The following is a 25,353-nucleotide window of genomic DNA, read 5'->3' as shown; positions in this document are numbered from 1 at the left end:
GGATACGGACATGCCGTCCGACGCCGAGCGGAGCACGAAGCACGCATTCACGTCGGGCGGCGCCGCCCGGGTACTGGCCGGGGCCTGCCGACGGGCGGGCCTCGACAGTGACGGGGCGCGCCTGATCCGCCTAGGGGAGAACGCGCTGTTCCGGCTGGCGGCACACCCTGTGGTGGTGCGGATCGCCCGCTCGCCGGAGTACCTGGACGCGGTCCAGGGCGAGGTGCGGGTGTCCCGCTGGCTGTCACGTACGGGATTCCCCGTTACGCGCGTGGTCGACGACCTGGAACAGCCCCTGCTGGTGGACGGCCACCCCGTCACGTTCTGGCACCTGATCGAGGAAGGCCCCCGCAAACCGACGTACGGAGAACTGGGCGCGGTCCTCCGGGACCTCCATTCGCTCACCGTCCCGGACACACTGGCCTTACCGCCGTACCCGGCCCTGGGCCGGACCGACCGGCGCATCGCAGCGGCGGTCGGCATACCGGAGGACGACCGGGCTTTTCTGCGCAAGCGCGCGCGGGAACTCCGGGAGCGTGTCGCGGGCCTCCGCTTCGCATCCCGGAAATGTGCCGTGCACGGGGACGCGCACGTGCAGAACCTGATGGTGGACCGCGGTGGCCAGGTCATCCTGATCGATCTCGAACGATTCAGCTTCGACCATCCCGAGTGGGATCTGATGGTCACCGCCACCGAGCATCACAGCCTGGGGTGGCAGACCAAGGAACAGTACGGCGCATTCGTCGGGGCATATGGCCAGGACCTGCGCAGCTGGCCGGGCTTCCCCACCCTGCGGGCCTTGCAGGAATTCAAGATGACGACATGGCTCATGCAGAACGTCGCCGAGAGCGCCGAAACGGCCGCGGAGTACGCGCGGCGCATCTCCTCGCTGCGGAACGAGGACGAGCCACGCGACTGGAGCCCGGGATGACCCGCGTCACTCGTCGTCGCTCCCGACGACCCCGCCCATCCCGTCCATCCCGTCCATCGCCTTCCGCGCCCGTTCGTCGAACCGCTGGACGACAGGATGGGGCGCGTGGGCGGACACCTCGCGTCGGAAGTCGTCCACGTAACGCCGGAAGCGGGCCGACTGAAGTGCGTCTCCCGCTTCGACCGCGAGCCCGGCGGTGGTCAGAGCGGCTTCGAGTTCGCCGTCGAGCAACTGGCTCTGGGCGAGCACCATGCGGCAGAACCCGAGCGAGCGGGCGTACTTGGGGTCGGTGAGTGCGACGGCGCGTCGGGCGAACCGGACCGCCTCCGTTCCCTGCCCGAGATCCCGGAAACAGTGGCAGAACTCGCCGTTCAGCTCGGCTTCGTCCATGTAGGCGAGCCATTCCGGGTCCGTGGCATTCCCGGCCCGCTCGAAGAACCTCTCCGCTTCGTTCATCGCACGGGCAGCGCCCTTGTGGTCCCGGGCCGTGGACAGGGCGCGGGCCTCATGCGCGGAGAACAGTGCCATCGCGCGGGGCGTGGAGCATGCCTTGCCGCCCTCCACCGACGCACGGGCCAACGCCAGTGCCCGGGGCGCCTTGCCCAGATAGTTGGCCTGATGGCTCAAGTTGGTCAGAATCCGCGCGCCCATCGTGCGGTCGCCCACCACCTGAGCAAGACGCAGAGTCGACAGCAGGTAACGCTCGGCGAGAGCGTGATTCCCGATGTCGTACGCGCTCCAGGCCAACAACTGCGAAATCTCCGATGCAGCCCTGAACAATGCCGCACCCACCTTGGCGCTGTAGCAGGCCCCGAGGAGGGGAAGCACGTCTTCCCGGAAGTAGTGCCGGAAGGCTTTGTGCGCATGCCCGCCACCGAACCGGAAATCCAGCTGCATGAAGAACTCCACGGCAGTACGGATGGCGGCGACGTCGCGCATGCCGACTCGGCGGGTGGCAGGGGCGTCACTGGGCACGCCCTCCGGCCTGGAGATCAGCCACGTGAGGACAGCCGAGTGCACATCGGCGTCCGGGAGCTGAGTTCCGTCCGGCCGGCCGTCCTCCGGGCACTGGTGCGTAAGGCCGCCAAGCGCGTCCAGCACCTCGGGAAGCGAACTGGCGTAGCTCACGCTGACTGAGTTGTCGAGGACCTTCACGGCCCCGGGAAACCCCAGATCTCGTGGCGTGACCCTCCTCCGTAACTTGTCGCTCAACGCCTCGGCGACGTACATCGCCGTCTGCCGCTGAATACCCTTCCCGTCCAACCACCGCTGGACGGCAACATGTGTGGTGCCGAGGTGATCACCATGCCGCTGCGCAACCTCACGAATGCGTTTGGCCAGCCCTTTGTTCGAGGCCCCGGCTTCCGCCATGACGGCGGCCAGGCGGTGGTTCGGCTCTTTGCGCATGTCCCTGCCACCCTCCCGGGGGTCACGTTGGGTGCCCATGGTGGCACGGTGAGTTCGCTCGCGTAAGGGTTCACCGTGAACCCCCTGGAGCGATATTCCGAACCTCATGTGCACGTGAACTCCCCTATCGACGCTGCCTACTGGTCGAAGACGGTCGTTGACTGTCGAGACAGGACGCCCGGCGGTGCGTGACGGCATCCCGGGGCATGGCCAACCCGAAGAAGGCAGGTCGATATGCGGAACCGAATGAGCAGGGCTTTCGGGGCGCCGCTGAGCGCTCCGCACCGCGCGGCGGCGGGACGGTGAGCGTCCACCCGCGTCTGCTTCCCTGGCCGGGACCGGCCGGGCAGCGCTCGTATCTCGTGGCCGACGGCAAGGGCGGCATTCTGTCCCGGCTCGCCGACGAGATGGAGGAAATACAGCTCGTGATGGGGGCCGAACTGCTCGACCACGCGACCGAAATGCTCGAAGACCGGAAGACCGGCGCCCTCGAATTCCGTTTCTTGAGCACCCGACTGTGCGAAGCGCTGCGCGACGCACTGAGGGTGGCCGAAAGCAGGGGCGGATTGCTGGCCGAGCATGATGACGCCGCTGCCGAGTCGGAAGAGCGGCAGACCCTCGACGACGAGGTGACCGAATGAGCCAGACGGGACAGGAGCCGTACGAGTGTGAACTCGCCCCGGTGGCGAGCAACACCGTCAGCCGCGCATCGGACGGCCGGCTGGCCGTGCTGCTCCGGATCACCCGCAGTGGGACCCCGATCGCCACCGCCCCGTCCCGACCTGCCGAACCCCGTGCCGTGCGCGATGGTGGGCTCATGGAGCGTCTGGAGAGTCCTGTCCGGTATGGCACTGCTGTTTCCGCCGGTGATACTCACACCCTTCGGTATGAGCTGCGTTTTCCCCAGGGGGCGGAGCGGGTCTGGGAGGCGGTGGCTACTCGGGAGGGGCTGCCGGGGTGGCTTGCTGTGGCCGATCCGTTTGTGCGGTGTGAGGGTGGGGTGATCACGCTTCGGTGGCAGAACACCGATGAGCACGGGAATGCGACGGTGGCTCCCGGGCGGGTCACCGGCTGGGGGCCGGTGCGGCTGGCGGAGTACACCGTCGATGTTCACGGCCGTATGCGCTTCGAACTCCGGGACGAGGGCCCCGAGGGCACCCGCCTGCACGTCACGAACGAGTTCACCGGCTCCGCCGCCTCCCGTCTGGATTGCCTGGCCGGCGGGCACCACCACTTCGAGTTTCTCGCCGACGCGCTCGACGGCCGTCCCGAGGACTGGTCGACGCGGAACCTGGACCGGTGGCGGGAGCTGCGGGCCGACTACGCGGCCGCAGGGCAGTAAGGGTCAGGCCGGTGTGGGGGACAGGCCCGGGGTTTCCGCCGGGGCCGGGTAGGGGCGTTCCTCGGGGAGGAGGGCGGTTGCGGCTGCCGTGTCGCCCTCGCGGACGAGGGCGTGGATCTTGTGGGCCAGCGGGGTGACGTCGCGGATCGCGACCGTCCACTCGTCGGCGTAGCGGCGGGACGCCTCGCCTGACAGGCCCAGCTGGAGGGAGCGGTGGGGGAGCGGGGCCAGGTGCAGGTTGCGTTCGGGGTCCCATTGGATGCGGGCGGGTGAGTTGAGGAGCTGCTGTTTCCAGGCGGTCCGGTCAGGGTGGGCGGCGGGGGCGTAGTGGGACAGGCAGGCGTGGCGCAGGGCCCAGTCGAAGCCGGTGCGGTCGAGTTCGATGGCCAGGACGCGTTCCTGGTCGGGCTTGGTGGCCCAGCCGCAGCGGTACATCATCCACAGGAACGACGGTTTGATCCACGTCATCCGCTCCCGCTTCCACGCGGGCGGGAACCGGCTGTCGCGGGCGGCGGGGAGGCCGAGGGACGGGGCGTACGCCTGGTAGACGGTGATCGTGGTGGCGGTGTGGGCGGCGCGGATGCGGCGCGGGGGCTCGGTGGGGGACGGGTGGGGCTGGTTGTTCATGGGGCGTCAGTCTGCGGCTGGGTGCCCTGAGCGGCCACTGAATTTGTGGGGCAGGGGTCAGGCGGGACGGCTCGGGTTGATGGCGTCGAGCTGGGCGCGCAGGTACGTGTGCGAGTCGGGCAGTGAGCCGATGCGGGTGCCGGGGTCGCACTCGTAGAAGTAGACGAGGGACATCAGTTCTTCGCCGGGCGCGTCCGGCGGTGGCGGCAGCACGCGGTGGCGGCCGGAGCGCCAGCGGCCGTCGGTCCAGCGGGCCATCAGGTCGCCGATGTTGACGGTCAGGGAGCCCGGCACCCAGGGGGCGTCCTGCCAGCCGGTGCCGCCGTGCGCGGGGTCGGTCCAGACCTGGAGGCCGCCCTTGCCGTGCTGCCGGTCCAGGACCGTGACCGTGCCGAAGTCGGTGTGCGGGCCGATGCGGAACTGGCCGGGCAGCGCCTCGCCCACCGTCCGCGTGCCCGGATACCAGTTGATGTTGAAGCCCCAGGTGGGGTGGCCGGTGTGCCGGGTGAAGCGGTCCGGGGCGGCGCCGAGCGCGTCGGCGAGGAGTTCCAGGAGAAGGTCGGACAGGGCCCGCAGGGCCTCCAGCAGGTCCTGGACGTCGAGGCGCAGGGCGGGGACCTGGTGGGGCCAGATGTTGGGCAGGAACCACTCGGCGTCGACGGCCGGTACGCCGGTCGGCTCCTCGGAGGCGAAGGACAGCGACTCCTTCAGGTCCGGCGGGGTCGCGGTGCCCTCGGCGGCGCCGTTGGCCTCGGCGCCGGGGCCGAGCCAGCCGCGTCCGCCGACCTCGGTGGCGTACGGCTGCTTCTCCGCGGCGGGCAGGGCGAAGAACGTACGGGCGGTGCGCCGGACGCGGTCGCGCAGGTCCTGGTCGATGCCGTGGCCGGTGACGATCAGGAAGCCGGCGGCGCGCAGCGCGGCGTCGACGGTCTCGGCGGTACTGCGGCGTACGTCCGGGCCGCCGGTCCGCCAGCGGGCGATGTCGACGGTGGGGACGGGCGAGGCGGGCGTGGGGGCCGCGGTCTCATTCATTGCCGATGTCCTCGTGCCACAGTCCGGGCCGGGCGGCGGTGAACTCCCGCATCATGGCCCGGCACTCCGCGTCGTCCAGCAGCACGATCCGTATACCGCTCTGCGCCAGCCAGTCGTGGCCGCCGTGGAAGGTCCGGGCCTCGCCGATCAGGACGCGCGAGATGCCGAACTGGCGGACCAGGCCGCTGCAGAACCAGCAGGGGGAGAGGGTGGTGACCATCGTCGTGCCGCGGTAGCTGCGCTGCCGGCCGGCGGCGCGGAAGGCGGTGGTCTCCGCGTGCGCGGTGGGGTCGCCGTCCTGGACGCGCCGGTTGCGGCCCCGTCCGAGGACGGTGCCGTCGAGACCGTACAGCGCGGCCCCGATGGGGATGCCGCCCTCCGCCAGCCCGGCCCGTGCCTCGGCGACCGCCGTGGCCAGCATCTCGCGCTCCCGGTCCTTCACGACGGCCACTCTCCTCGCTCCGGGGCGGCCCGGCAACGCACGGGGCGTGAACCGGACGGCGTGTCCGGAGCGGGAGAGGGGAGCGCGGATACGGGCGCGCGCCGGGATCCGGCGCGTCAGCCCTTCGGCGGCGGGTTGTTCCCCTCGCCGTCCGACGGACCGTCCTCCTTGCGCCGCAGTTCTTCCTCACGGCGCCGCAGGTCGGCCTCCCAGTCCTTCAGGAGCGCCTCGTCCTTCTTGTTCTCGTCCTTGAGCGAGCGCAGGAAGTCCGGGTTGTCGTCCGGTGCGACCCACTTGCCGCCGGAGCCGGACCCGCGGTGGTCGCGGTGCCACTGCGAGGGGGTGCTGCCGCCGGCGTGCTCGCGCCGCGGCCGGCCGGCCACCAGCCAGGCGACCGGGCCGATCAGCACCTCGCCGAAGAGCAGGATGATGAAGACCCAGGCGATCTTCGGCAGGCCGCGGACCTGGTTCTCCGGCGTGTTCAGACAGTCGATGAACGCATAGATCCACAGCGCCAGGATCAAGAGGAACGGCAGATACCTGAGCATTGCGGAAGCAGCCCCCCTGAGCTGACGGGCGGGCCTGGTCGGGGCCCGGTGACCCGTACAGGGTAGTGCGTACCGGATACTGGAACGTATGGCTTATGACGATCTTCGCTCGTTCCTGCGCGCGCTCGACCGGGAGGGCGACCTCAAGCGCATCAAGGCCGAGGTCGACCCGCACCTGGAAGTCGGCGAGATCGTCGACCGGGTGCAGAAGTCCGGCGGGCCCGCACTGCTCTTCGAGAACGTCAAGGGCTCGTCGATGCCCCTGGCCATGAACGTGTACGGCACCGACCGCCGGCTGCTCAAGGCGCTCGGTCTGACGTCGTACGACGAGATCAGCGACAAGATCGGCGGGCTGCTCAAGCCGGAGCTGCCGCACGGGTTCGTCGGGGTGCGCGAGGCCTTCGGCAAGCTGGCGAGCATGGCGCACGTGCCGCCGAAGAAGGTCAAGGGCGAGAGCGCCCAGGTCCAGGAGGTCGTGCTGCGGGGCGACGACGTCGACCTGGACCGGCTCCCGGCGCTGTTCACCTGGCCGCAGGACGGCGGGTCGTTCTTCAACCTGGGCCTGACCCACACCAAGCACCCGGAGACCGGCGTGCGCAACCTGGGCCTGTACCGCCTCCAGCGCCACGACAAGCGCACCATCGGTATGCACTGGCAGATCCACAAGGACAGCCGCAACCACTACCAGGTGGCCGCCAGGCGCGGCGAGAAGCTGCCGGTCGCCATCGCCTTCGGCTGCCCCCCGGCCGTCACCTACGCCTCCACCGCGCCGCTGCCCGGCGACATCGACGAGTACCTGTTCGCGGGGCTCGTCCAGGGCAAGCGGATCGAGATGGTGGACTGCAAGACCGTGCCGCTCCAGGTCCCGGCCAACGCCGAGGTCGTGCTGGAGGGCTGGCTGGAGCCGGGCGAGATGCTGCCGGAGGGCCCCTTCGGCGACCACACCGGCTTCTACACGCCGCAGGAGCCGTTCCCCGCGCTGACCATCGACTGCGTGACGATGCGCAAGCGGCCGCTGCTCCAGTCGATCGTGGTCGGCCGGCCGCCGACGGAGGACGGGCCGCTGGGCCGCGCCACCGAGCGGTTCTTCCTGCCGCTGCTGAAGATCATCGTGCCGGACATCGTGGACTACCACCTGCCCGAGTCCGGCGGCTTCCACAACTGCGCGATCGTCTCGATCGACAAGAAGTACCCCAAGCACGCCCAGAAGGTCATGCACGCCATCTGGGGCGCGCACATGATGTCGCTGACCAAGCTGATCATCGTGGTCGACGCCGACTGTGACGTGCACAACCTGCACGAGGTGTCCTGGCGGGCCCTGGGCAACACGGACTACGCGCGGGACCTGACCGTCGTCGAGGGGCCGGTCGACCACCTCGACCACGCCTCGTACCAGCAGTTCTGGGGCGGCAAGGCGGGCATCGACGCGACGCGCAAGCTGCCCGAGGAGGGGTACACGCGAGACGGCGGCTGGCCGGAGATGGTCGAGTCGGACAGCGAGACGGCGGCGAAGGTCGACCGCCGCTGGAAGGAGTACGGGTTCTAGACATGAGCGCCGATTCAGCGACACCGGATCTCTTCGCCCCCGAACCCGCACCGCCCGGCAGAGTCAAAGCCTTCCTGCGGCTGGTGATGATCGAGCACTCGGTCTTCGCGCTGCCCTTCGCCTACATCGCCGCGCTGACCGCGATGCACCAGTGGGACAAGAGCATCCACTGGGTCAAGCTGCTGCTGGTCACCGTCGCGATGGTGGGCCTGCGCACGTTCGCGATGGCCGCCAACCGCATCATCGACCGGGAGATCGACGCCCGTAACCCGCGCACCGCGGGCCGCGAGCTGGTCACCGGCGCGGTGAGCGTACGGTCCGCGTGGACCGGCGCGCTGATCGCCGTGGTGTTCTTCCTCGGCGCCGCGGCGCTGCTGAACCCGCTGTGCCTGGCGCTGGCGCCGGTCGCGGTGATCCCGATGGTGGTCTACCCGTACGGCAAGCGGTTCACGAACTTCCCGCACGCGATCCTGGGCCTCGCCCAGGCGATGGGTCCGATCGGCGCGTGGATAGCGATCACCGGGACCTGGTCCTGGGAGGCGGTGATCCTGGGGCTGGCGGTCGGCGTCTGGATCGGCGGCTTCGACCTGATCTTCGCCTGCCAGGACGTGCAGGCCGACCGGGCGCACGGCGTGAAGTCCGTACCGGCCCGCTTCGGCATCCCGGCGGCGCTGCACGGCGCCCGCGCCAGCCACGCCGTCACCACGGCACTGCTGGTCTGGTACGCGCTCGCCACGGACGCCGGGGTGTTCTTCTGGCTCGGCCTGGTGGTCGTCGTCGGGGCGTTCCTCTACGAGCACACCATCGTGCGCCCGCACGACCTCTCCCGGCTCAACCGGGCCTTCTTCCAGGTCAACGGGTTCATCGGGATAGCGCTGTTCGTCTGCGCGCTGCTCGACCTGTTCGTCCGCGGCCTGACGCTGTGAACCGCGGCGCTCCGGGGGCGGCAGCCGCCCCCGGAGCGCGGGCGGCCGCCGCTACGGCTTGACCATCGGCCAGGCGAGGAACTTCGGGTACGACCACAGCTCGCCCCGGTTCGCCCTGATCGTGCCGATGACGGCGAACACGCAGCCGGCGATCAGGAACGCCGCGTCCAGCGCCAGCAGCCCCCCGAACAGGAGCAGCGCCACCGGCAGCGCGCGCCCGTCCCCGTAGGCGCCGGTGATGCCGGAGAGCAGGACGGCCAGGTAGAGCAGACCGCCCACCGCCACCATGATCGCCTGCGTGATGCCGAAGTTCAGCGCCTGGGTGCCGTGGTGGCGCACCAGCGGGTCGTGCCGGTTCTCCGGGTTGTTGCGGATGCTCAGGGGCGCGATCCAGCCGAGGACGCCGCCCAGGCCGCAGCAGATGCTGGAGCCGACGGTGACCGTCAGCAGCGCGCCCAGATGGGTCCACATCGCGTTGTTGTTCGTCGCGGGACGCCCCGGCTGCCCGGGGCCGGGCGCCCAGCCGGCGCCTTGGGCGTACGGGCCGGGCTGCCCCTGCGGGTACGGTCCCGGGCCCTGGGCGTACGGGCCCGGCCCCTGCTCGTACGGGCCGTGTCCGGGGCCGGGCCCGTACGACGGCTGCGACGGCTGGGACTGGTGGGCTCCTGGTGCCCCCGGAGCGCCCTGTGCTCCTTGCGCCCCCGGCGCCCCCTGAGCCCCTGGCGCCCCTTGCGCCCCCTGAGGTTCCTGTGCGCCCCGCGGCTCCTGCGGCTCTCGCGGTTCTTCGGGCTTGTGGAAGTCGGCCATGCCTCGTACCCCCTGGGTGGTGCTGTTCGTACCGCGGCGCGGCGCCGCGGCCCCGCCGGTCCGGCGAGCCTACGGGACCGGCCGGTCCTGCCCGCCGGCCGGCGGCGCGGCCTGGCGCCGCCGGAAGACGAACGCCGCCAGCACGCCGCCCACCAGCCCGAACAGGTGGCCCTGCCAGCTGATGCCGCTGTCGGTCGGCAGCGCGCCCCACAGGATCGAGCCGTAGACCACGGCGACCAGCGCGCCGAGGGCGATGTCCAGCGGCTTGCGGTCGATGAAGCCACGTATCAGGAGGTAGCCGAAGAGACCGAAGACGACGCCCGAGGCGCCGGCCGTGTTGCTGCCGGCGGGGGCGGTCAGCCAGACGCCGAGGCCGCTGGTGAGCGCGATGAGCAGGGCCACGCCCGCGAAGCGGCGCAGGCCGCTGCGGAGCGCGGCCACGAAGCCGAGGAGCAGCAGCGGCAGCGTGTTGGCGGCCAGGTGGTCGAAGCCGAAGTGGATGAAGGCGGCCGGCAGCACGTCGGCCAGCTCGCCCAGCTCGCGCGGCCGCACGCCGAAGGTGTCCAGCGCGTTGCCGGAGGCGGCGTCGGCGATCTCCAGTGTCCACAGCAGCGCGACCCAGCCCAGCATCAGCGCGGCGGCCGGTTTGGCGCGCTCCAGCGCTCGCGTCATCATCCGCGGCACCTCCCTTTCCCCGTTCACTGGAACAAACGGTCGTGACGGGCCCGGTGGTTCCGCCGGATAGGCTCGATGCCGTGGAACCGCAGGACAACAACACCAGTCAGCCCGGTGTCGCAAGGCTCGACGGGCACCGCGCCCGGCCGGCCACCGGGTCCGCCGACGTGCCCCGCCGCCCTTGGGTGGTGGGTGTCTCCGGCGCGTCCGGGACTCCGTACGCGGCGTCCGTGGTGCGCGCCCTGCTCGCGGCCGGGGAGGCGGTGGACCTGGTCGTCAGCCGGGCCTCGCGGCTGACGCTGCTGGACGAGACGGGCATCTCCTTCCGGGACGCGCACTGGCGCGCGGACCTGGGGGAGTGGCTGGCGCGCGGCGCGGACGGCAAGCCGGGCACGTTCGAGGTCACGGAGGCGGACCTGGACCTGGTGCGGCACTGGCCGGCCGGTGATCTCGCCGCGGGGCCGTCGTCGGGCTCGTACCCGGTCAAGGGCATGCTGATCGTGCCGGCGAGCACGGCGTGCGTGGCGGGGGTGGCGCTCGGTCTGTCGAAGGACCTGTTGCAGCGGGTGGCGAGCGTGACGCTCAAGGAGCGCAGGAGGCTGGTGGTCGCGGTGCGGGAGACCCCGCTGAACGGGCAGACCCTCAGGCATCTGGTGACACTGGACGAGGCGGGCGCCGTGGTGCTGCCCGCCTCGCCGGCGTTCTATGCGGGAGCGACGCACATCCAGGATCTGGTGGACTTCGTCGCGGGCCGGGTGCTGGACGCGGCGGGTGTGCCGCACCGGCTCTACCGGCGGTGGGTAGGGGAGCTCGGATCCGGCTCCAAGGAGGGGAACTAGCGCTTCTTGGCGGTGGAGCCGTTGCGGCCGAAGAGGCGCTTGCCCCGGACGGGGGCGGCGGGACGGTGAGCACGGGAACGATTGGCCAGGTCCTGCAGCTCGCGCATACGGGCGTAGGCCATCTCGATCGAGTACACGGTGACATCTCCTGTGAAAGATCGTCTTTGATCAACTGAAATTGACGGTTCTACAGGGTCGCAGCCCCTGTATGCCTTAGATTCTACATGTAAAAGCCGGGATTGCTAAGTGAATGGAAGGTCAGGGGCGTATGGATGCCGTAGATAGGCAGCTCATCCAGGCACTGCGGGAGAACGGCAGGGCCTCGTACGCGGAGCTGGGCCGGCTCGTGGGCCTGTCCGGGCCCAGCGTCACCGACCGGATCAACCGCCTGGAGGCGGCCGGCGTGATCACCGGCTACCGGGCGACCGTCGACGCGGCCTCCCTCGGCCTGGGCGTCACCGCCCTGGTCGGCATCTCCCTGTCGGACGCGGCCGACCACGAGGACGTGGCCGTGCGGCTGCGCGACCTCGCGGAGATCGAGGACGCCTGGTTCATCGCGGGCGACGACTCGTACATGCTCAAGGTCCGGGTCGGCGACGTGGACGGCCTGGAGCGCACCATCCGCAGGCTCTCGGGCACCAAGGGCGTCTCCCGCACGCGCACCACCATCGTGCTCTCCACCAAGTGGGAGAACCGCGTCGGCGAACTGCCCGAGGACGCCTAGACCGGGCCCCGGAGCGACACGCGGCACGGCGCGCACGACCCCGCTTCCGCGCCTGTACGGCGGGCTCCCCGCCGTACAGGCATGGGGGCCCGGCCGGGCCGGATAACGGGGGAGTACGCTCGGTGAAGCCCGATTTTGGCAGAGATATGGGAGGCGGCCGGATGACTGCATCCATGGATGTGGGTCTCAAGCGCGAGCTGGAGGACAAGGTCCGGTCCGGGGAGCGGCTGACCCGCGAGGACGGCATCGCCCTCTACGAGTGCGACGACCTGGCGTGGCTGGGCGGGCTCGCCCACGAGGTGCGCACGCGCAAGAACGGCGACGTCGTGCACTTCAACGTCAACCGCCACCTCAACATGACCAACGTGTGCACCGCTTCCTGCGCGTACTGCTCCTTCCAGCGCAAGCCCGGGGAGAAGGACGCGTACACGATGCGCATCGAGGAGGCCGTCCGCCTCGCCAAGGCGATGGAGGGCGACAAGCTCACCGAGCTGCACATCGTCAACGGCCTCCACCCCACCCTGCCGTGGCGCTACTACCCGCGCTCGCTCAGCGCCCTCAAGGAGGCGCTGCCCGACACGGTCTCCCTCAAGGCCTTCACCGCCACCGAGATCCACCACTTCGAGAAGATCTCCGGGCTGCCCGCCTCCGAGATCCTCGACGAGCTGATCGACTCCGGTCTGGAGTCGCTGACCGGCGGCGGCGCGGAGATCTTCGACTGGGAGGTGCGCCAGCACATCGTCGACCACGACACCCACTGGGAGGACTGGTCGCGCATCCACCGCCTGGCGCACGAGAAGGGCCTCAAGACCCCGGCGACGATGCTGTACGGGCACATCGAGGAGCCCCGGCACCGCGTCGACCACGTGCTGCGCCTGCGCGAGCTGCAGGACGAGACGGGCGGCTTCCAGGTCTTCATCCCGCTGCGCTACCAGCACGACTTCGTGGACATGAAGGACGGCAAGGTCCGCAACAAGCTCCAGGCGCGGACGACGATGGCGACCGGCGCCGAGGCGCTGAAGACCTTCGCCGTCTCCCGGCTGCTGTTCGACAACGTTCCGCACGTGAAGGTCTTCTGGGTCATGCACGGCGTGCAGACCGCGCAGCTCGCGCTCCAGCACGGCGCCGACGACATGGACGGCTCGGTCGTCGAGTACAAGATCACGCACGACGCGGACAACTACGGCACGCCCAACAAGCTCACCCGCGACGACCTGCTGGACCTGATCCGCGACGCGGGCTTCCGGCCGGTCGAGCGCAACACCCGCTACGAGATCATCCGGGAGTACCCGGGCCCGGACGCGGAGCGCCGCGAGGCACCGCAGCCGATGCGGGTCTGACGCCGGGCCGGGTGTCACCCGGGGCGGTTAGGGTCCCCACCATGGACCTGCGCTTCGACCTGGACCCCGCCGTCACCCCCGAACTGACCGACGGCATCCGCACACTGTGGGCCGAGGTGTCCAACGCGGGCGGTGCCGTCGGTTTCGTACCGCCGGTGACGACCGAGGACGTGCGCGCCGACCTGCTCGCGCACCTGGTGGCGATCTCGGAGGGGCACGCCCGGCTGATCGTCGGCCGGGACGGCCACGGCCGGGTGCTGGCCACCGCGTTCCTGCACCTGAACAGCCACCGCATCCACCGGCACTGGCTGTGGGTCTCCACCGTGATGGTGCACCCCGCCCTCCAGGGGCAGGGCGCGGGCCGCGGACTGCTGGCGGCCGTGGAGGCGACCGCCCGCGCCATCGACGGCATCGAGAGCGTCCGGCTCACCTGCCGGGGCGGCAACGGCCTGGAGGAGTTCTACGGCGCCTGCGGCTACCAGGAGGTCGGCCGGGTGCCGTCGGCGATCAAGGTGGCCGACGGCGACTACCGGGACGACATCACGATGTGGCGCGAACTGGCGTGACCCGCCGCCGGGCGGGGCCGGCGCGGTGGGGTTCCGGTCCACGGCAGGGGCCCGAAAAGATCACGAATCGGGCTGTGCTTGACTGGATGCAGACCCTTTGGTTGTCGTCGTGAAGAAGGTCCGCCCGTGAGTAGCCAGAAGTTCGCCACGCTCCGCTACACCGCCCTGCGCCTGGGGATCTTCGTCGTGTGCTTCGCGCTGGTCTGGGCGCTGGCGTACTTCCACATCATCCCGCTCGGCGTGGGCAGCTCCAACGCCGTGTGGCTGCTGCTGCTCTCGGTCGTGATCTCCGCGCCGCTGAGCTTCGTGCTGCTGCGCAAGCAGCGGGACGCGATGTCCGAGCAGATCGTGGCCAAGGTGGACCGGCAGAAGGCCCGCATCGCGGCCAACGCCCGCCAGGAGGACGGCCTCCTGTAGTCCGCGGGAGACCCCGCCGACGCCGTAAAGCGCCGCACAGCCGACGGATGCCCCGTCGCGGAGAAACCCCTCCGCGACGGGGCATCGTGCTTCCCGCAGGACGATCCGGGCCCTTCCGCCCCTCCTGCCCAAAGAATTTCTTTGGGTTCCCCAAAGTTCAAGTGTTAACGTGTTCGACATGAAGACAGCAGCAGCGCACCACCCCACCACGGGCGTCCCGCTCGTGGCGCGCCTGCACGTCGATCTCTGCCGCTGCATGTCCGCGGCCTGTTGCCGCCGCTGACCCGCCGAGCCGGTCACCGCAGCGGCCGGAGATTCCGTACGGATTGATACGGACCTCCTGTCTCCTGGCGCTGTCCGCCGTTTCCTTCCCGACGCCTGTTAGTCCCCGGAGTGTGTCCGTTGTCCACCACGTCTTCCGAGACCCCGCGGTCCCCCGAGACCGCCAGATCCGCCCGCCGCATACCCAAGGTGCCGTTCTGGGCCCAGATCCTGCTCGGCCTCGTCCTCGGTGTGCTGCTCGGCTGGATCGCCAAGAGCGGTGACATCTCCTGGCTGAAGACCACCCTCGACACGATCGGCAGCCTCTTCGTCCAGCTGCTCAAGCTGGCCGTGGCGCCGCTGGTCTTCTTCGCCATCCTGGTCTCGATCACCAACCTGCGGCAGGTCAACAACGCCGCCCGGCTGGCCACCCGCACCCTGCTGTGGTTCATGGTCACCTCGCTGATCGCGGTCGCCATCGGCATGCTGATCGGCCTGGTCAGCAACCCCGGCGCGGGCACCGGCCTGACTCCCAAGGACGGCAAGCTCCCCCAGCACGCCGGCTCCTGGATCGACTTCCTGACCGGCATCATCCCCAAGAACATCATCACGCCGTTCACCGATCTGGAGGTCATGCAGATCGTCTTCCTGGCGACGGTGGCCGGCATCGCGGCGCTGAAGCTGGGCGACCGCGCCGAGCCGGTGCTGCGGCTGAGCCGCTCCGTGCTGGAGCTGCTGCAAAAGGCCCTGTGGTGGGTCATCCGGCTCGCCCCGATCGGCTCGCTCGGCCTGATCGGCTACGCCATCGCGGACTACGGCTGGGACCTGATCAGCAAGTACGCGACGTTCACCGTCGACATCTACGTCGGCTGCGCGATCGTGCTGTTCGGCGTCTACCCGCTGCTGCTGTCGGTCTTCGCCAAGGTCAACCCGCTGCAGTTCTTCAAGGGCGCCTGGCCCGCCATCCAGCTGGCGTTCGTCTCCCGCTCCTCGGTCGGCACCATGCCACTGACCCAGAAGGTCACCGAGCGCCTGGGCGTCCCGAAGGAGTACGCCTCCTTCGCGGTGCCGTTCGGCTCGACGACCAAGATGGACGGCTGCGCCTCCATCTACCCGGCCCTCGCCGCGATCTTCATCGCGCAGATCTTCGACGTCCAGCTGGGCATCGGTGACTACGTCCTGATCGCCTTCGTCTCGGTCATCGGCTCGGCGGCCACCGCCGGTCTGACGGGCGCCACCGTCATGCTGACCCTGACCCTGTCCACCCTCGGCCTCCCGCTGGAGGGCGTCGGCCTGCTGATGGCCATCGACCCGATCCTGGACATGATGCGGACGGCGACGAACGTCGCGGGCCAGGTCGTCGTGCCGATCCTGGTGTCGGCCAAGGAGAAGATCCTCGACCGCGACGCGTACTCCCGTGCCGCCGGGGTGGAGCTGGAGGACGCCGCGGTGGGCGAGTCCGAGCAGAGCGAGCAGAAGGTGTCGGTTCCGGCACCGGCCGGGGCGTAGGACGCCGACCCTCGCCGCCTGATCACCACCGCCTGACCGCGGAGGCCTGACCGCGTAGGTCTGAACGCCGGACGGGCCGGGAACCCCCAGGGGAATCCCGGCCCGTCCGGCGTTTCGCGTGCACCTGTACGTGCCCCGGCTCAGCCCGCTTTCCCCGTGCGCTTCCCCGCGTGCTTCCCCGTGTGTGCGAGGACCGCCTCCGCCGGCGGTCCCTGCACCTCGGGCGGCGGGGCGTGGCCCATGCCGGGGATCTCCACCAGGCCCGCGCCCCGGATGACCTGGGCGAGGTGGTGGGGGTGCGGCGGCGGGAAGACCGGTTCGGCGGGGGCCGGGACGACGAGGGTGGGGACCGGTCGAGTTCGGCCTCCGGGCCGTGGTCCTCGACGGGCCGGGACCACAGCTCCAGCAGCTCCGGGGCGATGCCGGGGAGTTCGGCGACGGGAACCTGCGTACCGCCCGGGCGGGTGTACGGGGTGGTGCTCAGCGCGGAGGTGCCCATCAGGGTGGCGCTGTGTACGCGGTCGGGGTGGTCGGCGAGCAGGAGCTGGGTCAGCATCCCGCCGAGCGACAGCCCCACCAGATGCGCCCGCTCGACCCCGAGGCCGTCCAGGACGCGGACGGCGTCCTGCGCCAGGTCCGTGACGCGGTACGGCTGCCGGTCGAAGGACCAGCTGGAGCGGCCGGTGTCGCGGTGGTCGTAACGGATGACCCGGTGGTGGACGGCGAGCGCGTCCACGAACGGCTCCGGCCGGCCGAGGCCGGACGCCTGCGCACCCATGACGAGCAGCAGGGCGGGCGCGCCGGCCGGGCCGCGCCGCCCGGTCCACAGGCGTACGCCGGGGGACGCCGCCACGAACTGCTGGTGTGCCTGGTGCATGGGAAGGTCCTTTGACGCGTACCAACGAGGCGAGACGTATCGCCTCGCAAGGGAAGCGATCAGGTCAAGAGCCGTCGGACAAGGCGGGAAAACGTAAACTTACTTCGCGGTAAAGGGGCGGGACAGAAGGGCAATTGGTGTGGGAGCTGTGAAGAGCAAGCGGATGCCGCGGGCCGTACGGGAGCAGCAGATGCTCGACGCGGCCGTGCTGACCTTCGCGCGGCGCGGTTACCGGGCGGCCTCGATGGACGAGATCGCCGAGGTCGCCGGGGTGTCGAAGCCGCTGGTCTACCTCTACCTGAACTCCAAGGAGGAGCTGTTCAGCGCCGTCATCCGGCGGGAGTCGGCGGCGCTCGCGGACGCCGTGCGGGCGGCCGTGGAGCCGGGGGTGTCCGCCGACCGGCAGCTGTGGAGCGGGCTGAAAGGTTTCTTCGCGCATACGGCCGAACACCCCGACGGCTGGGCGGTGCTGCACCAGCAGGCCCGTACGCAGGGCGAGCCGTTCGCGGTCGAAGTCGCCGCGATGCGGGCGGAGATCGTCGAGTTCGTCACGGCGATGATCGGCGCGGCGGCCCAGGAGGCGGGCTGCGACAAGGAACTGGCCGCACGCGAGGTGTCCGGCCTCGCGCACGCCCTGGTGGGCGCCGCCGAGTCGCTGGCCGACTGGGCCAACGCCCGCGGCGGCGACCTGGCGTCGGGCGAGCGCCCGCCCGCCAAGGACACGGCGGCGACGCTGATGAACTTCGCGTGGGCGGGGCTGGGCCGGCTGATGGCCGGGGAGCGGTGGTCGCCGGGGAGCTGAGACCGGCCGGGCGCCGCGGGGCGCCCCGCCTCCGGGCGTCCCGCGCGGCCCGCTTCCGGGCGCCCCGCGCCGCGCTGCTCCAGGCGCTCCCGGGGCCGCGCCGCCGCCCCCTCACACGTCCGTCTCCACCCTCCCCTCCAGGTGGACACGGGACCGGCCCTCGGGGCCGCCGCGCAGCTGGAACACGCCGCCGGTGCGCGTGGTCTCGTAGCCGTACGCGACGGTGGCGGGCAGCGGTACCGGCGCGCGGAACTCCGCCGAGATGCGCAGCGTCGGCGTACCCGGCAGCACCGCCTCGGCGGCGCAGCGCGCGAAGGTCCACATGCCGTGCGCGATGGCGCGCGGGAAGCCGAGCGGGCGGGCCGTGAGGGCGTGGAGGTGGATGGGGTTGTAGTCGCCGGAGACGGCGGCGTGACGGCGGCCGAGGTCGGCGGGCAGCCGCCACCGGGCGCGTACGGGCAGGTCGCGGGCGCGGCCGGGAGAACCGGGAAGGCCGGGGGAGTCGGGGAAGCCGGGCGAGGCGGGGGAGCCGCCGGGCCCGTCGGGGCGCTCCGGGCGCGGGTCCTCGCCCCCGGCCGTGCGGTGCCGCGCGAGATAGGTGCTCCGGTCGTGCCACACCAGCGCGTCCGCGCGCCGCGCCTCGGTGGTCATCACCACCTCGGTGCCGCGGCGGTGGGCCCGCAACGCGCCCGCGAACACCGTCAGTTCGAGGGTGTCGGTGGGATGCAGCGGCGCGTACTGCGTGATCTCGATGCCGGTGTGCACCAGCCCGAGCATCGGCAGCGGGAAGTCCCGTGCGCTCATCAGCCGCGCGGCCAGCGGGAATCCGAGGATGTGCGGATAGGTGACGGGCAGCGGCTCGGTGGCGTCGTAGCCGCAGACCCGGGCGTACGAGGCGGCCCGGCCCAGCCCGATCCGTACGGCGGGCAGCACGAGGCGGGTGTGCGGCAGTGCGGCGTCCGGGTGCGGGTGCTTGCCGATCCCGGTCAGAACGCCCTTGGCCAGTACGGGCATCAGCCGCGGCGGGCGGGACAGGCCGGTCGTCATGCCGCCTGTCGCACCGCCGGTGGTGCCGGTCGTCGCGCGGCCGGTCGCGTCGCCCGGCATCAGGCGCCCGGCCGGTGCGGTGCGCGGAGCGGGCGGGCCGTGCGGGGGGCGGGGAGGAGGCCCGGGGCCGAATCGGCGGGAGGAAGACGGTGTTCGGGCATTGGCCAACTCCTGGTCCTCGCGTAAATTTACTTCGAAGTAAGGTTACTGTCGGGTCAGGTGATGGTCGAGAGCGCGCGTCCGCGGACGTCGCGCCGGCCACGGCCGCCGAACGGGCCTGCTCCTTCGGCTCGTTGGGGTCCGCCGGCCGCTCGGCCGCGCGCCGGCCGGCACGCCCACCGTGAGACGAGGAGCCGCTCGTGTCCAGTCAGCAACGGCAAGGCGGGCCACCGGCGCCCGCTCTGGTGGAGCCGCACACGCGGGTGCGGGGCAACATCGTGCGGGAGGTGTCCGTACCGCCGCTGGTGCCGCCGGTGCGGACCGGTTCACTGGGAGACATCCCCTTCGACAACGCCGCGCAAGCACCCGACGAGGTGGTGCTGGCGCGCAAGAAGGCGGGGCAGGGCGCCGGGGGCGCGTGGCGGGATGTGAGCGCCGCCGAGTTCGCCGCCGAGGTGCTCGCCGTGGCCAAGGGCCTGATCGCGCACGGGCTGCGGCCCGGCGACCGGCTGGCGATCATGGCCCGGACGACGTACGAGTGGACCCTCGTCGACTTCGCCGCCTGGGCGGCCGGGCTGGTCACCGTGCCCGTCTATCCGACCTCCTCGGCCCACCAGACGCACTGGATTCTGCGGGATTCGGGCGCCGCCGCCTGCGTGGTGGAGAGCGTCGAGCAGGCCCGGCTGGTGAGCCGGGTCCGTACCGGGCTGCCGGACCTGGCCCAGCTGTGGCAGTTCGACACCGGCGCCGTCGCGCAGATCGTCGCGGCGGGCCGGCGGCTGCCGAACGTGCTGGTGGCCGAGCGGCGGGCGGCCACCGGCCCCGGCAGCATCGCCACCCTCGTCTACACCTCCGGCACCACCGGCCGCCCCAAGGGCTGCGTCCTGACCCACGGCAACTTCTTCGCCGAGGTGGACAACGCCACCGAACTGCTGCACCCGGTCTTCAAGTCGGTCAGCAGCGAGCCCGCCTCGACCCTGCTCTTCCTGCCCCTGTCGCACGTCTTCGGACGGATGGTCGCGGTCGGCTGCCTGCGCGCCCGGGTACGGCTCGGCCACGCGCCCAGCATCCGCACCGAGGACCTCCTCGCCGACCTGGCCGCCTTCCGCCCGACGTTCCTGCTCGCCATCCCCTACGTCCTGGAGAAGGTCTACAACACCGGCCGCGCCACGGCCGAGAAGCTGGGCCGGGCCGCCTCCTTCGACCGTGCCGCCGCGATCGCCCGGCGCTACGGAGAAGCCGTCGAGGCGGCGGAGCACGGCACGGGCGGCGGTCCGGGCGTGGCGCTGAAGGCGGCCCGCAAGCTGTACGACCCGCTGGTCTACCGCCGTATCCGCGCCGCGCTCGGCGGCCGGGTCCGCTACGCGATCTGCGGGGGTTCGCCGCTCGGGCACCGGCTCGCGGCCTTCTACGCCGGCGCGGGCATCGAGATCTTCGAGGGGTACGGGCTGACCGAGACCACCGCGGCGGCCACCCTCACCCCGCCGCTCAGGCCCCGTATCGGCACGGTGGGCTGGCCGCTGCCCGGCACCGCCGTACGGATAGCGGAGGACGGCGAGGTGCTGCTGCGCGGCGGGCAGGTCTTCACCGGTTACTGGGACGCGGCGACGGGCGGCCCGCTGCCGGACGGGGGCGGGCCCGGGGACGGGTTCGCAGCCGGGGCCGGGCCCGGTACCGAGGGCGGGCCCGGGGACGGCGGCTGGCTGGCGACCGGCGACATCGGGGCCCTGGACGCGGACGGCTACCTGACCATCACCGGCCGCAAGAAGGAGCTGATCGTCACCTCCGGCGGCAAGAACGTCGCCCCGGCCCCGCTGGAGGACCGGCTGCGGGCGCACCCGCTCGTCGGCCAGTGCATGGTCGTCGGCGACAACCGCCCGTACATCACCGCACTGGTCACGCTGGAGCCGGACGGGCTGGCGCACTGGCGGCAGATGCGCAGGAAGCAGCAGGTCGCGATGGCGGAACTGGTCACGGACGAAGCGCTGCTGGCCGAGATCCGAGCCGCCGTGGACGACGCCAACCAGCTGGTCTCGCGCGCCGAGTCGATACGCCGCTTCGCCGTGCTGCCGGTGGACTTCACGGAGGAGCGGGGCCATCTCACCCCGTCCCTGAAGCTGAAGCGGGCCGCGATCGCGCGCGACTTCGCGAAGGAGATCGAAGGGCTGTACGAGGGGCGCTGAACCGGGGCAGGGGCGGGCGGCCTGTCGGCCGGCCCCGCCCCCGCCGTACTGACGCGCTGTTAACTGACCCCCGGGTAACGTGGCAGATGCCCGGTCCGCCAGACTGGAACCCCGTGTCACCTCTGTGGGGGAAGTGGCACGGGGTTCCTCGGCCTTACAGAACTGACGGGCGATCAGGCTCTTTGCAGCTAACGGCAGTTACTGTCCGTCGGCTTCCCGGCGAAGCGGTCCGCCAGCCAGTTGGCGGCCGGTACGGCCCCCGCGATCGCGCCGACGACGTGCTCGCCCAGCGGGATCGCGTTCCACCGCACGTCGGCGCCCCTGGCGCACCAGTCCGCGCGCAGCCGCTTGCCGACGCCGTACGGGATCAGCTCGTCGAGCGTGCCGTGGTAGAGGAACACGGGCGCGTCCGGCTTACGCGTACCGAGGTCCGACTCCCGCAGGCGCCGCTGCCAGTCCGCCTCGTGCAGCGGGTTCTTGACCGTGACGTCGGAGATCTTCTTGAAGGCGCCCGCGATGCCGTCGATGGCCACGCAGTTCTTCCTCATGAAGTCGACGTAGTGCCGCCCCTTGGCGTTGAGGTACTTCGCCAGGTCCAGTTCGGGGAAGGCGGCGTCCTGGCCGACGGCGGCCATCAGGATCAGGCCCGCGCCCACGTTGCCGTCGTTGAAGTCGGCGACCTTGAGCAGGTCGGCCGGGACGCCGCCGGTCGCGGTGCCCCTGACCTTCAGTTCGGGCGCGTACGCGGCGTGCAGCTCGGCCGCCCAGCTCGACGCCTGGCCGCCCTGCGAGTAGCCCATGATTCCGACCGGTGAGTCCGCGGTGACGCCCGCCTGTGCGGCGCCGGGCAGCCGCTGGGCGGCACGGGCCGCGTCCAGGACGGCCTGCCCCTCGGCGCGGCCGACCGTGTAGGTGTGGTCGCCGGGCGTACCCAGGCCCTCGTAGTCGGTCACGGCGACCGCCCAGCCGCGGGCCGTCAGCTGCTGGATGAGGTTGGCCTCGACGGTGGTGCCCTTGGGGAAGCCGGCCGAGGGCGCGCACGTGTCGGCGAGGCCGACCGTCCCGACGGCGTACGTGACCAGCGGGCGCGGCCCGGTGCGGCCGTCGTCCGGGACGATGACGGTGCCGGAGACGACGTTCGGGGCGCCCCCGGCGCTGGTCGACCGGTATTCCATGTGCCAGGCGCGGGTGCGGGTCGGCTGGCCCGGCAGGGGGTGGAAGGAGGTGGGGGAGGACTTCACGATGTCGCCCGGCCGCGCGTGGTCCGCTTGGGCCGCCTGTGCGGACGGCGCGGGGTGCGTGGTGGCGGCGGCGTTCGTGAGGCCGAGCGAGAGGGCGAGTGCGGTGGCGGCGGCGAGTGCGGTGGTGCGCAGCGCGCGGGGGGCGCGCCGGTCATGGGGGGTGGTGTGCACCATGCGGCTCTCCCAACGGTCCGGAGGACGGTTCAGTTGGGGTGACCGTAGTGACTCGCGGGTAAGTACGGCGCTGACCGGGACGCTCAGCTTTGCTGACCCGGAAGAGCGCGCAGCCGCACGTCCGGCGCGTGCGGCTGCGGCCGGTACGCGCCGGGCGTGGTCCCCGTCCACCGCCGGAACGCCCGGTGGAAGGCGGTGTCCTCGGAGAAGCCGAGCCGCGCCGCCAGCGCGGCGATCGGCTCCCGGCCCGCGGTCAGCGAGCTGATCGCCGCGTCCCGGCGCACCGCGTCCTTCAGGCGCCGGTACGAGGTGCCCTCCTCCTGGAGCCGGCGGCGCAGCGTCGCCGGGCTCACCGCCAGCCGCGCCGCGACCTCGGCCGCCTCCGGCAGCCGCGCCGGGCCCGTGGCGCGCAGCGCGGGCACGAGCGTGCGCCGCACCCGCTCGGCGACGGTCGTGCCGTACTCCCGCCGGCTCAGCAGGTCGGCGGGCGCCCGCCGCAGCATCGCCGTCAGCGCGGCCTCGTCCCGGACGACCGGCGCCGCCAGCCAGCGGGCGTCGAAGGCCGCCGCGGTGTGCGACGCGCCGAAGCGCACCTCGCAGCCGAACATCGGCCCGTACTCGCGCGCGTGCGCGGGGGCGGGGTGGGCGAAGCGGACGTGGCGCAGCGGGATGTGGCGGCCGATGAGCCAGCTGGAGAGCCGGTGCCAGATGATCATCACGGACTCGGCGAGGAAGATGTCCTCGGCGTACGGACGCAGATCCGTACGGAACGAGAACTCGGCGACGCCGGGGCCGGGCCAGGGGGCGGTGCCGGGTCCGGGACGGGGGCGGGGCTCGGTGAGGTGCCCGGGGGCGCTCTTCGCCTCCGCCGTCACCGCCATCTCGGGCCCGCCGGGGAACAGCCCGTAGAACCGTGCGGCCCGCTCCAGCGCCGTGCCGAGGTCCGGGCAGCCCAGGCAGGCGAGGCCCATCATCGCGAACGTGCCCCGGCGGCTGGGCAGCGGCCCGAGCCCCAGGAACTCGTCGTCCGTCGCCCGCTGCACCGCCTTGACCAGCCGGGCGAAGCTCTCCGCCGCGACCCGGGCCCGCTCGTCCCCGAGCAGCAGCGGGGAAATCCCCGCGGCCTGCAGCAACGGCACGACATCCACATCCCTGCGCCGCGCGCCGCTCAGCACGGCCCGCACATGGTGCACCGCGATGGTCGCCCCGGTCATGACCCTTCACGGTAGCCGCGGGGGGCGGGGAGGTCAGGAGGGCTGACGGGGACGGAATTCGGGCGCCGCCTTTTCCGGTGGGCGGCGGGCGGAAAAGGCAGGAGCCCCGTCCCCTTCCCCGGAGGGAAGGAGCGGGGCTCCTTGGGTACTGCTAAGTCGACCGCGATCGGTCGGACCGGGCAACTCAGACCGGCGTGACGTTCTCCGCCTGCGGACCCTTCGGGCCCTGCGTGACGTCGAAGTTCACCTGCTGGTTCTCTTCCAGGGAGCGGAAGCCAGAGGCGTTGATCGCAGAGTAGTGAACGAAGACATCCGGGCCGCCGCCGTCCTGGGCGATGAAGCCGAAGCCCTTTTCAGCGTTGAACCACTTCACGGTTCCGGTAGCCATAAGCCCTCCTTGGGCCAAAGGGTTGCCCTGCTCCAGAACCTGCAAGAAGTCTGAAAACTACAAAAGCCTGCGGCGTCACATGCTCCGCAGGCTCTGTACTGCAAGGGAAACCAAACTGCAACTTGCGCTGAGCCTAGCACGGGGCGGTTGTGGGGCGGAAGAGCCAAAGATCACGTTTACCGGTGCGGTGCGGCGGCCACAGGCGGCCCCGCCGCGCCGCTCGACAGCGGCCGGGTCTAGCCTCCGCATGTGGACAATTCAACCGTTGGAGACGCATCCGCAGGAGCGGCAGCCGACCACCGTCGCAGCCGGCCGCGGGTGGGCCACATCCAGTTCCTGAACTGTATGCCCCTGTACTGGGGCCTCGCGCGTACGGGCACGCTGCTCGACCTGGAGCTCACGAAGGACACCCCGGAAAAGCTCAGCGAACAGCTGGTGCGCGGCGATCTCGACATCGCGCCGGTCACCCTCGTGGAGTTCCTGCGGGCCGCCGACGACCTGGTCGCCTTCCCCGACCTGGCGGTCGGCTGCGACGGCCCGGTCATGTCCTGCGTGATCGTGTCGCAAAAGCCCCTGGAGGAGCTGGACGGGGCCCGGGTCGCGCTCGGCTCGACCTCCCGCACGTCCGTACGACTGGCCCAACTGCTGCTGGCCGAGAAGATCGGCGTCACTCCCGACTACTACACCTGCCCGCCCGACCTCGGCCTGATGATGCAGGAGGCGGAGGCCGCGGTCCTGATCGGGGACGCGGCGCTCCGCGCGAACCTGCACGACGCGCCGCGGCTCGGCCTCCAGGTGCACGACCTGGGGCAGATGTGGAAGGACTGGACGGGACTGCCGTTCGTCTTCGCGGTCTGGGCGACCCGGCGGGACTACCTGGAGCGCGAGCCGCTCGTCGTACGCAAGGTGCACGAGGCGTTCCTGGCCTCCCGCGACCTGTCGCTGGAGGAGGTCGGCAAGGTGGCCGAGCAGGCCGCCCGCTGGGAGACCTTCGACGAGAAGGTGCTGGAGCGTTACTTCACCACCCTCGACTTCCGTTTCGGGCCGGACCAGTTGCGCGGTGTGGCGGAATTCGCCCGCAGAACGGGAGAAACGACCGGCTATCCGGCGGATGTGCGGGTGGATCTCCTGGAGAACCCGCGGGCGTAGTTCCCGATTCCGGCGGCGAATTCCGCGCGTAGGGAAGGCGTACGGAAGGCGTATCGACGGCATACGGAAGTCGCACCGGCGGCAGGCGTGCGGAAGCCTCCGAAGGTGTGCGGAAAGTATGCGGTACGCCTGGGGAACGTATGCGGCAGAGATACCGGAGATGCGCGGAAGTCGTACGGG

Annotated in this window: 26 protein-coding genes and 1 pseudogene; 14 read left to right on the top strand and 13 right to left on the bottom strand. The window is 71.3% G+C overall.

Going from position 1 to position 25,353, the window contains the following annotated elements; translation table 11 throughout:
* Positions 1–10 precede the first annotated feature (10 nt).
* Positions 11–931: a phosphotransferase enzyme family protein gene (locus ACFV57_RS21965; protein WP_385234706.1), complete on the top strand. Its 921-nt coding sequence runs from the start codon at positions 11–13 to the stop codon at positions 929–931.
* 6 nt (positions 932–937) lie between these two features.
* On the opposite strand, the gene ACFV57_RS21960 is transcribed toward ACFV57_RS21965, so the two are convergent.
* Positions 938–2,338: a sporulation protein gene (locus ACFV57_RS21960; protein ID WP_385234704.1), complete on the bottom strand. Its 1,401-nt coding sequence runs from the start codon at positions 2,336–2,338 to the stop codon at positions 938–940.
* Between the two features lie 206 nt (positions 2,339–2,544).
* On the opposite strand from ACFV57_RS21960, the gene ACFV57_RS21955 reads away from it, so the two are divergent.
* Together ACFV57_RS21955 and ACFV57_RS21950 are read left to right on the top strand one after the other, a co-directional pair.
* Positions 2,545–2,979, top strand: a complete 435-nt coding sequence (locus ACFV57_RS21955; RefSeq protein ID WP_385234701.1) for a hypothetical protein — start codon at positions 2,545–2,547, stop codon at positions 2,977–2,979.
* The gene (locus tag ACFV57_RS21950) at positions 2,976–3,680 is read left to right on the top strand and encodes an SRPBCC domain-containing protein (protein WP_385234698.1); all 705 of its coding nucleotides are present in this window, start codon (positions 2,976–2,978) and stop codon (positions 3,678–3,680) included. Before ACFV57_RS21955 ends, ACFV57_RS21950 begins: the two co-directional genes overlap by 4 nt.
* Before the next feature lie 3 nt (positions 3,681–3,683).
* Here the strand turns inward: ACFV57_RS21950 and ACFV57_RS21945 are convergent, their stop codons facing one another.
* The 4 genes from ACFV57_RS21945 to ACFV57_RS21930 all read right to left on the bottom strand — a co-directional run bounded on the left by ACFV57_RS21945 (position 3,684) and on the right by ACFV57_RS21930 (position 6,329).
* Positions 3,684–4,307, bottom strand: coding sequence for a DUF4291 domain-containing protein (locus ACFV57_RS21945; RefSeq protein ID WP_385234695.1), 624 nt, complete (start codon positions 4,305–4,307; stop codon positions 3,684–3,686).
* Between the two features lie 57 nt (positions 4,308–4,364).
* Positions 4,365–5,339, bottom strand: coding sequence for an isopenicillin N synthase family dioxygenase (locus tag ACFV57_RS21940; RefSeq protein ID WP_385234692.1), 975 nt, complete (start codon positions 5,337–5,339; stop codon positions 4,365–4,367).
* Positions 5,332–5,760 (bottom strand): nucleoside deaminase, encoded by a 429-nt coding sequence (locus tag ACFV57_RS21935; RefSeq protein ID WP_385234883.1) that lies wholly within the window; start codon positions 5,758–5,760, stop codon positions 5,332–5,334. Before ACFV57_RS21935 ends, ACFV57_RS21940 begins: the two co-directional genes overlap by 8 nt.
* A gap of 137 nt (positions 5,761–5,897) precedes the next feature.
* The gene (locus ACFV57_RS21930) at positions 5,898–6,329 is read right to left on the bottom strand and encodes a PLD nuclease N-terminal domain-containing protein (RefSeq protein ID WP_385234689.1); all 432 of its coding nucleotides are present in this window, start codon (positions 6,327–6,329) and stop codon (positions 5,898–5,900) included.
* An 88-nt stretch (positions 6,330–6,417) separates the two neighbouring features.
* On the opposite strand from ACFV57_RS21930, the gene ACFV57_RS21925 reads away from it, so the two are divergent.
* The gene (locus ACFV57_RS21925; protein WP_385234686.1) at positions 6,418–7,875 is read left to right on the top strand and encodes a menaquinone biosynthesis decarboxylase; all 1,458 of its coding nucleotides are present in this window, start codon (positions 6,418–6,420) and stop codon (positions 7,873–7,875) included.
* Positions 7,876–7,877: 2 nt separating this feature from the next.
* A complete protein-coding gene (gene mqnP, locus ACFV57_RS21920; protein ID WP_385234683.1) occupies positions 7,878–8,801 on the top strand; it encodes a menaquinone biosynthesis prenyltransferase MqnP in 924 nt (307 codons plus the stop codon).
* A 51-nt stretch (positions 8,802–8,852) separates the two neighbouring features.
* Here mqnP and ACFV57_RS21915 read toward each other — a convergent pair whose 3' ends face one another.
* Both ACFV57_RS21915 and ACFV57_RS21910 read right to left on the bottom strand, forming a co-directional pair.
* Positions 8,853–9,272, bottom strand: coding sequence for a DUF4870 domain-containing protein (locus ACFV57_RS21915; protein ID WP_385234680.1), 420 nt, complete (start codon positions 9,270–9,272; stop codon positions 8,853–8,855).
* 405 nt (positions 9,273–9,677) lie between these two features.
* Positions 9,678–10,283, bottom strand: coding sequence for a rhomboid family intramembrane serine protease (locus ACFV57_RS21910; RefSeq protein WP_385234676.1), 606 nt, complete (start codon positions 10,281–10,283; stop codon positions 9,678–9,680).
* Positions 10,284–10,450: 167 nt separating this feature from the next.
* Here ACFV57_RS21910 and ACFV57_RS21905 point away from each other — a divergent pair, with 167 nt between their 5' ends.
* Entirely contained in the window at positions 10,451–11,122 is a 672-nt protein-coding gene (locus ACFV57_RS21905; protein WP_385234880.1) for a UbiX family flavin prenyltransferase, read from the top strand.
* Here the strand turns inward: ACFV57_RS21905 and ACFV57_RS21900 are convergent.
* Complete coding sequence (locus ACFV57_RS21900; protein ID WP_385234673.1) at positions 11,119–11,259, bottom strand: hypothetical protein; 141 nt, start codon at positions 11,257–11,259, stop codon at positions 11,119–11,121. The genes ACFV57_RS21905 and ACFV57_RS21900 overlap by 4 nt on opposite strands.
* A 131-nt stretch (positions 11,260–11,390) precedes the next feature.
* On the opposite strand from ACFV57_RS21900, the gene ACFV57_RS21895 reads away from it, so the two are divergent.
* From ACFV57_RS21895 to ACFV57_RS21875, 5 genes are all read left to right on the top strand, one after another.
* Positions 11,391–11,846 carry an Lrp/AsnC family transcriptional regulator gene (locus ACFV57_RS21895; protein WP_385234670.1) on the top strand — a complete coding sequence of 152 codons (456 nt, stop codon included), beginning with the start codon at positions 11,391–11,393 and terminating at the stop codon, positions 11,844–11,846.
* A gap of 173 nt (positions 11,847–12,019) precedes the next feature.
* Entirely contained in the window at positions 12,020–13,186 is a 1,167-nt protein-coding gene (gene mqnE / locus ACFV57_RS21890; RefSeq protein WP_385234876.1) for an aminofutalosine synthase MqnE, read from the top strand.
* Between the two features lie 41 nt (positions 13,187–13,227).
* Positions 13,228–13,752: a GNAT family N-acetyltransferase gene (locus ACFV57_RS21885; RefSeq protein WP_385234667.1), complete on the top strand. Its 525-nt coding sequence runs from the start codon at positions 13,228–13,230 to the stop codon at positions 13,750–13,752.
* 126 nt (positions 13,753–13,878) lie between these two features.
* Positions 13,879–14,169, top strand: a complete 291-nt coding sequence (locus ACFV57_RS21880) for a DUF4229 domain-containing protein (RefSeq protein WP_385234664.1) — start codon at positions 13,879–13,881, stop codon at positions 14,167–14,169.
* A 402-nt stretch (positions 14,170–14,571) separates the two neighbouring features.
* Complete coding sequence (locus ACFV57_RS21875; protein ID WP_385234661.1) at positions 14,572–15,939, top strand: dicarboxylate/amino acid:cation symporter; 1,368 nt, start codon at positions 14,572–14,574, stop codon at positions 15,937–15,939.
* A 140-nt stretch (positions 15,940–16,079) separates the two neighbouring features.
* Here the strand turns inward: ACFV57_RS21875 and ACFV57_RS21870 are convergent.
* Positions 16,080–16,816, bottom strand: a pseudogene (locus ACFV57_RS21870) (alpha/beta fold hydrolase).
* A gap of 139 nt (positions 16,817–16,955) precedes the next feature.
* On the opposite strand from ACFV57_RS21870, the gene ACFV57_RS21865 reads away from it, so the two are divergent.
* Positions 16,956–17,618: a TetR/AcrR family transcriptional regulator gene (locus ACFV57_RS21865; RefSeq protein ID WP_385234658.1), complete on the top strand. Its 663-nt coding sequence runs from the start codon at positions 16,956–16,958 to the stop codon at positions 17,616–17,618.
* Between the two features lie 111 nt (positions 17,619–17,729).
* On the opposite strand, the gene ACFV57_RS21860 is transcribed toward ACFV57_RS21865, so the two are convergent.
* Complete coding sequence (locus tag ACFV57_RS21860) at positions 17,730–18,632, bottom strand: MaoC family dehydratase (protein ID WP_385234873.1); 903 nt, start codon at positions 18,630–18,632, stop codon at positions 17,730–17,732.
* Positions 18,633–19,024: 392 nt separating this feature from the next.
* Between ACFV57_RS21860 and ACFV57_RS21855 the strand changes: the two genes are divergently transcribed.
* Positions 19,025–21,007 (top strand): AMP-dependent synthetase/ligase, encoded by a 1,983-nt coding sequence (locus ACFV57_RS21855; protein WP_385234655.1) that lies wholly within the window; start codon positions 19,025–19,027, stop codon positions 21,005–21,007.
* Positions 21,008–21,195: 188 nt separating this feature from the next.
* Here ACFV57_RS21855 and ACFV57_RS21850 read toward each other — a convergent pair whose 3' ends face one another.
* The 3 genes from ACFV57_RS21850 to ACFV57_RS21840 all read right to left on the bottom strand — a co-directional run bounded on the left by ACFV57_RS21850 (position 21,196) and on the right by ACFV57_RS21840 (position 24,024).
* A complete protein-coding gene (locus ACFV57_RS21850; RefSeq protein ID WP_385234652.1) occupies positions 21,196–22,422 on the bottom strand; it encodes a lipase family protein in 1,227 nt (408 codons plus the stop codon).
* Positions 22,423–22,505: 83 nt separating this feature from the next.
* Positions 22,506–23,636 carry an AraC family transcriptional regulator gene (locus ACFV57_RS21845; protein WP_385234649.1) on the bottom strand — a complete coding sequence of 377 codons (1,131 nt, stop codon included), beginning with the start codon at positions 23,634–23,636 and terminating at the stop codon, positions 22,506–22,508.
* A gap of 184 nt (positions 23,637–23,820) precedes the next feature.
* Positions 23,821–24,024, bottom strand: coding sequence for a cold-shock protein (locus ACFV57_RS21840; protein ID WP_003984261.1), 204 nt, complete (start codon positions 24,022–24,024; stop codon positions 23,821–23,823).
* A 249-nt stretch (positions 24,025–24,273) separates the two neighbouring features.
* Between ACFV57_RS21840 and ACFV57_RS21835 the strand changes: the two genes are divergently transcribed.
* Entirely contained in the window at positions 24,274–25,173 is a 900-nt protein-coding gene (locus ACFV57_RS21835) for a menaquinone biosynthetic enzyme MqnA/MqnD family protein (protein WP_385234645.1), read from the top strand.
* Positions 25,174–25,353: the final 180 nt, after the last annotated feature.

The sequence above is a fragment of the Streptomyces sp. NPDC059788 genome (genome assembly GCF_042732265.1).
Taxonomy (GTDB): domain Bacteria; phylum Actinomycetota; class Actinomycetes; order Streptomycetales; family Streptomycetaceae; genus Streptomyces.
Note: the sequence above shows the minus strand (reverse complement) of the source record. Positions and strands in the feature narration are given on the sequence as shown.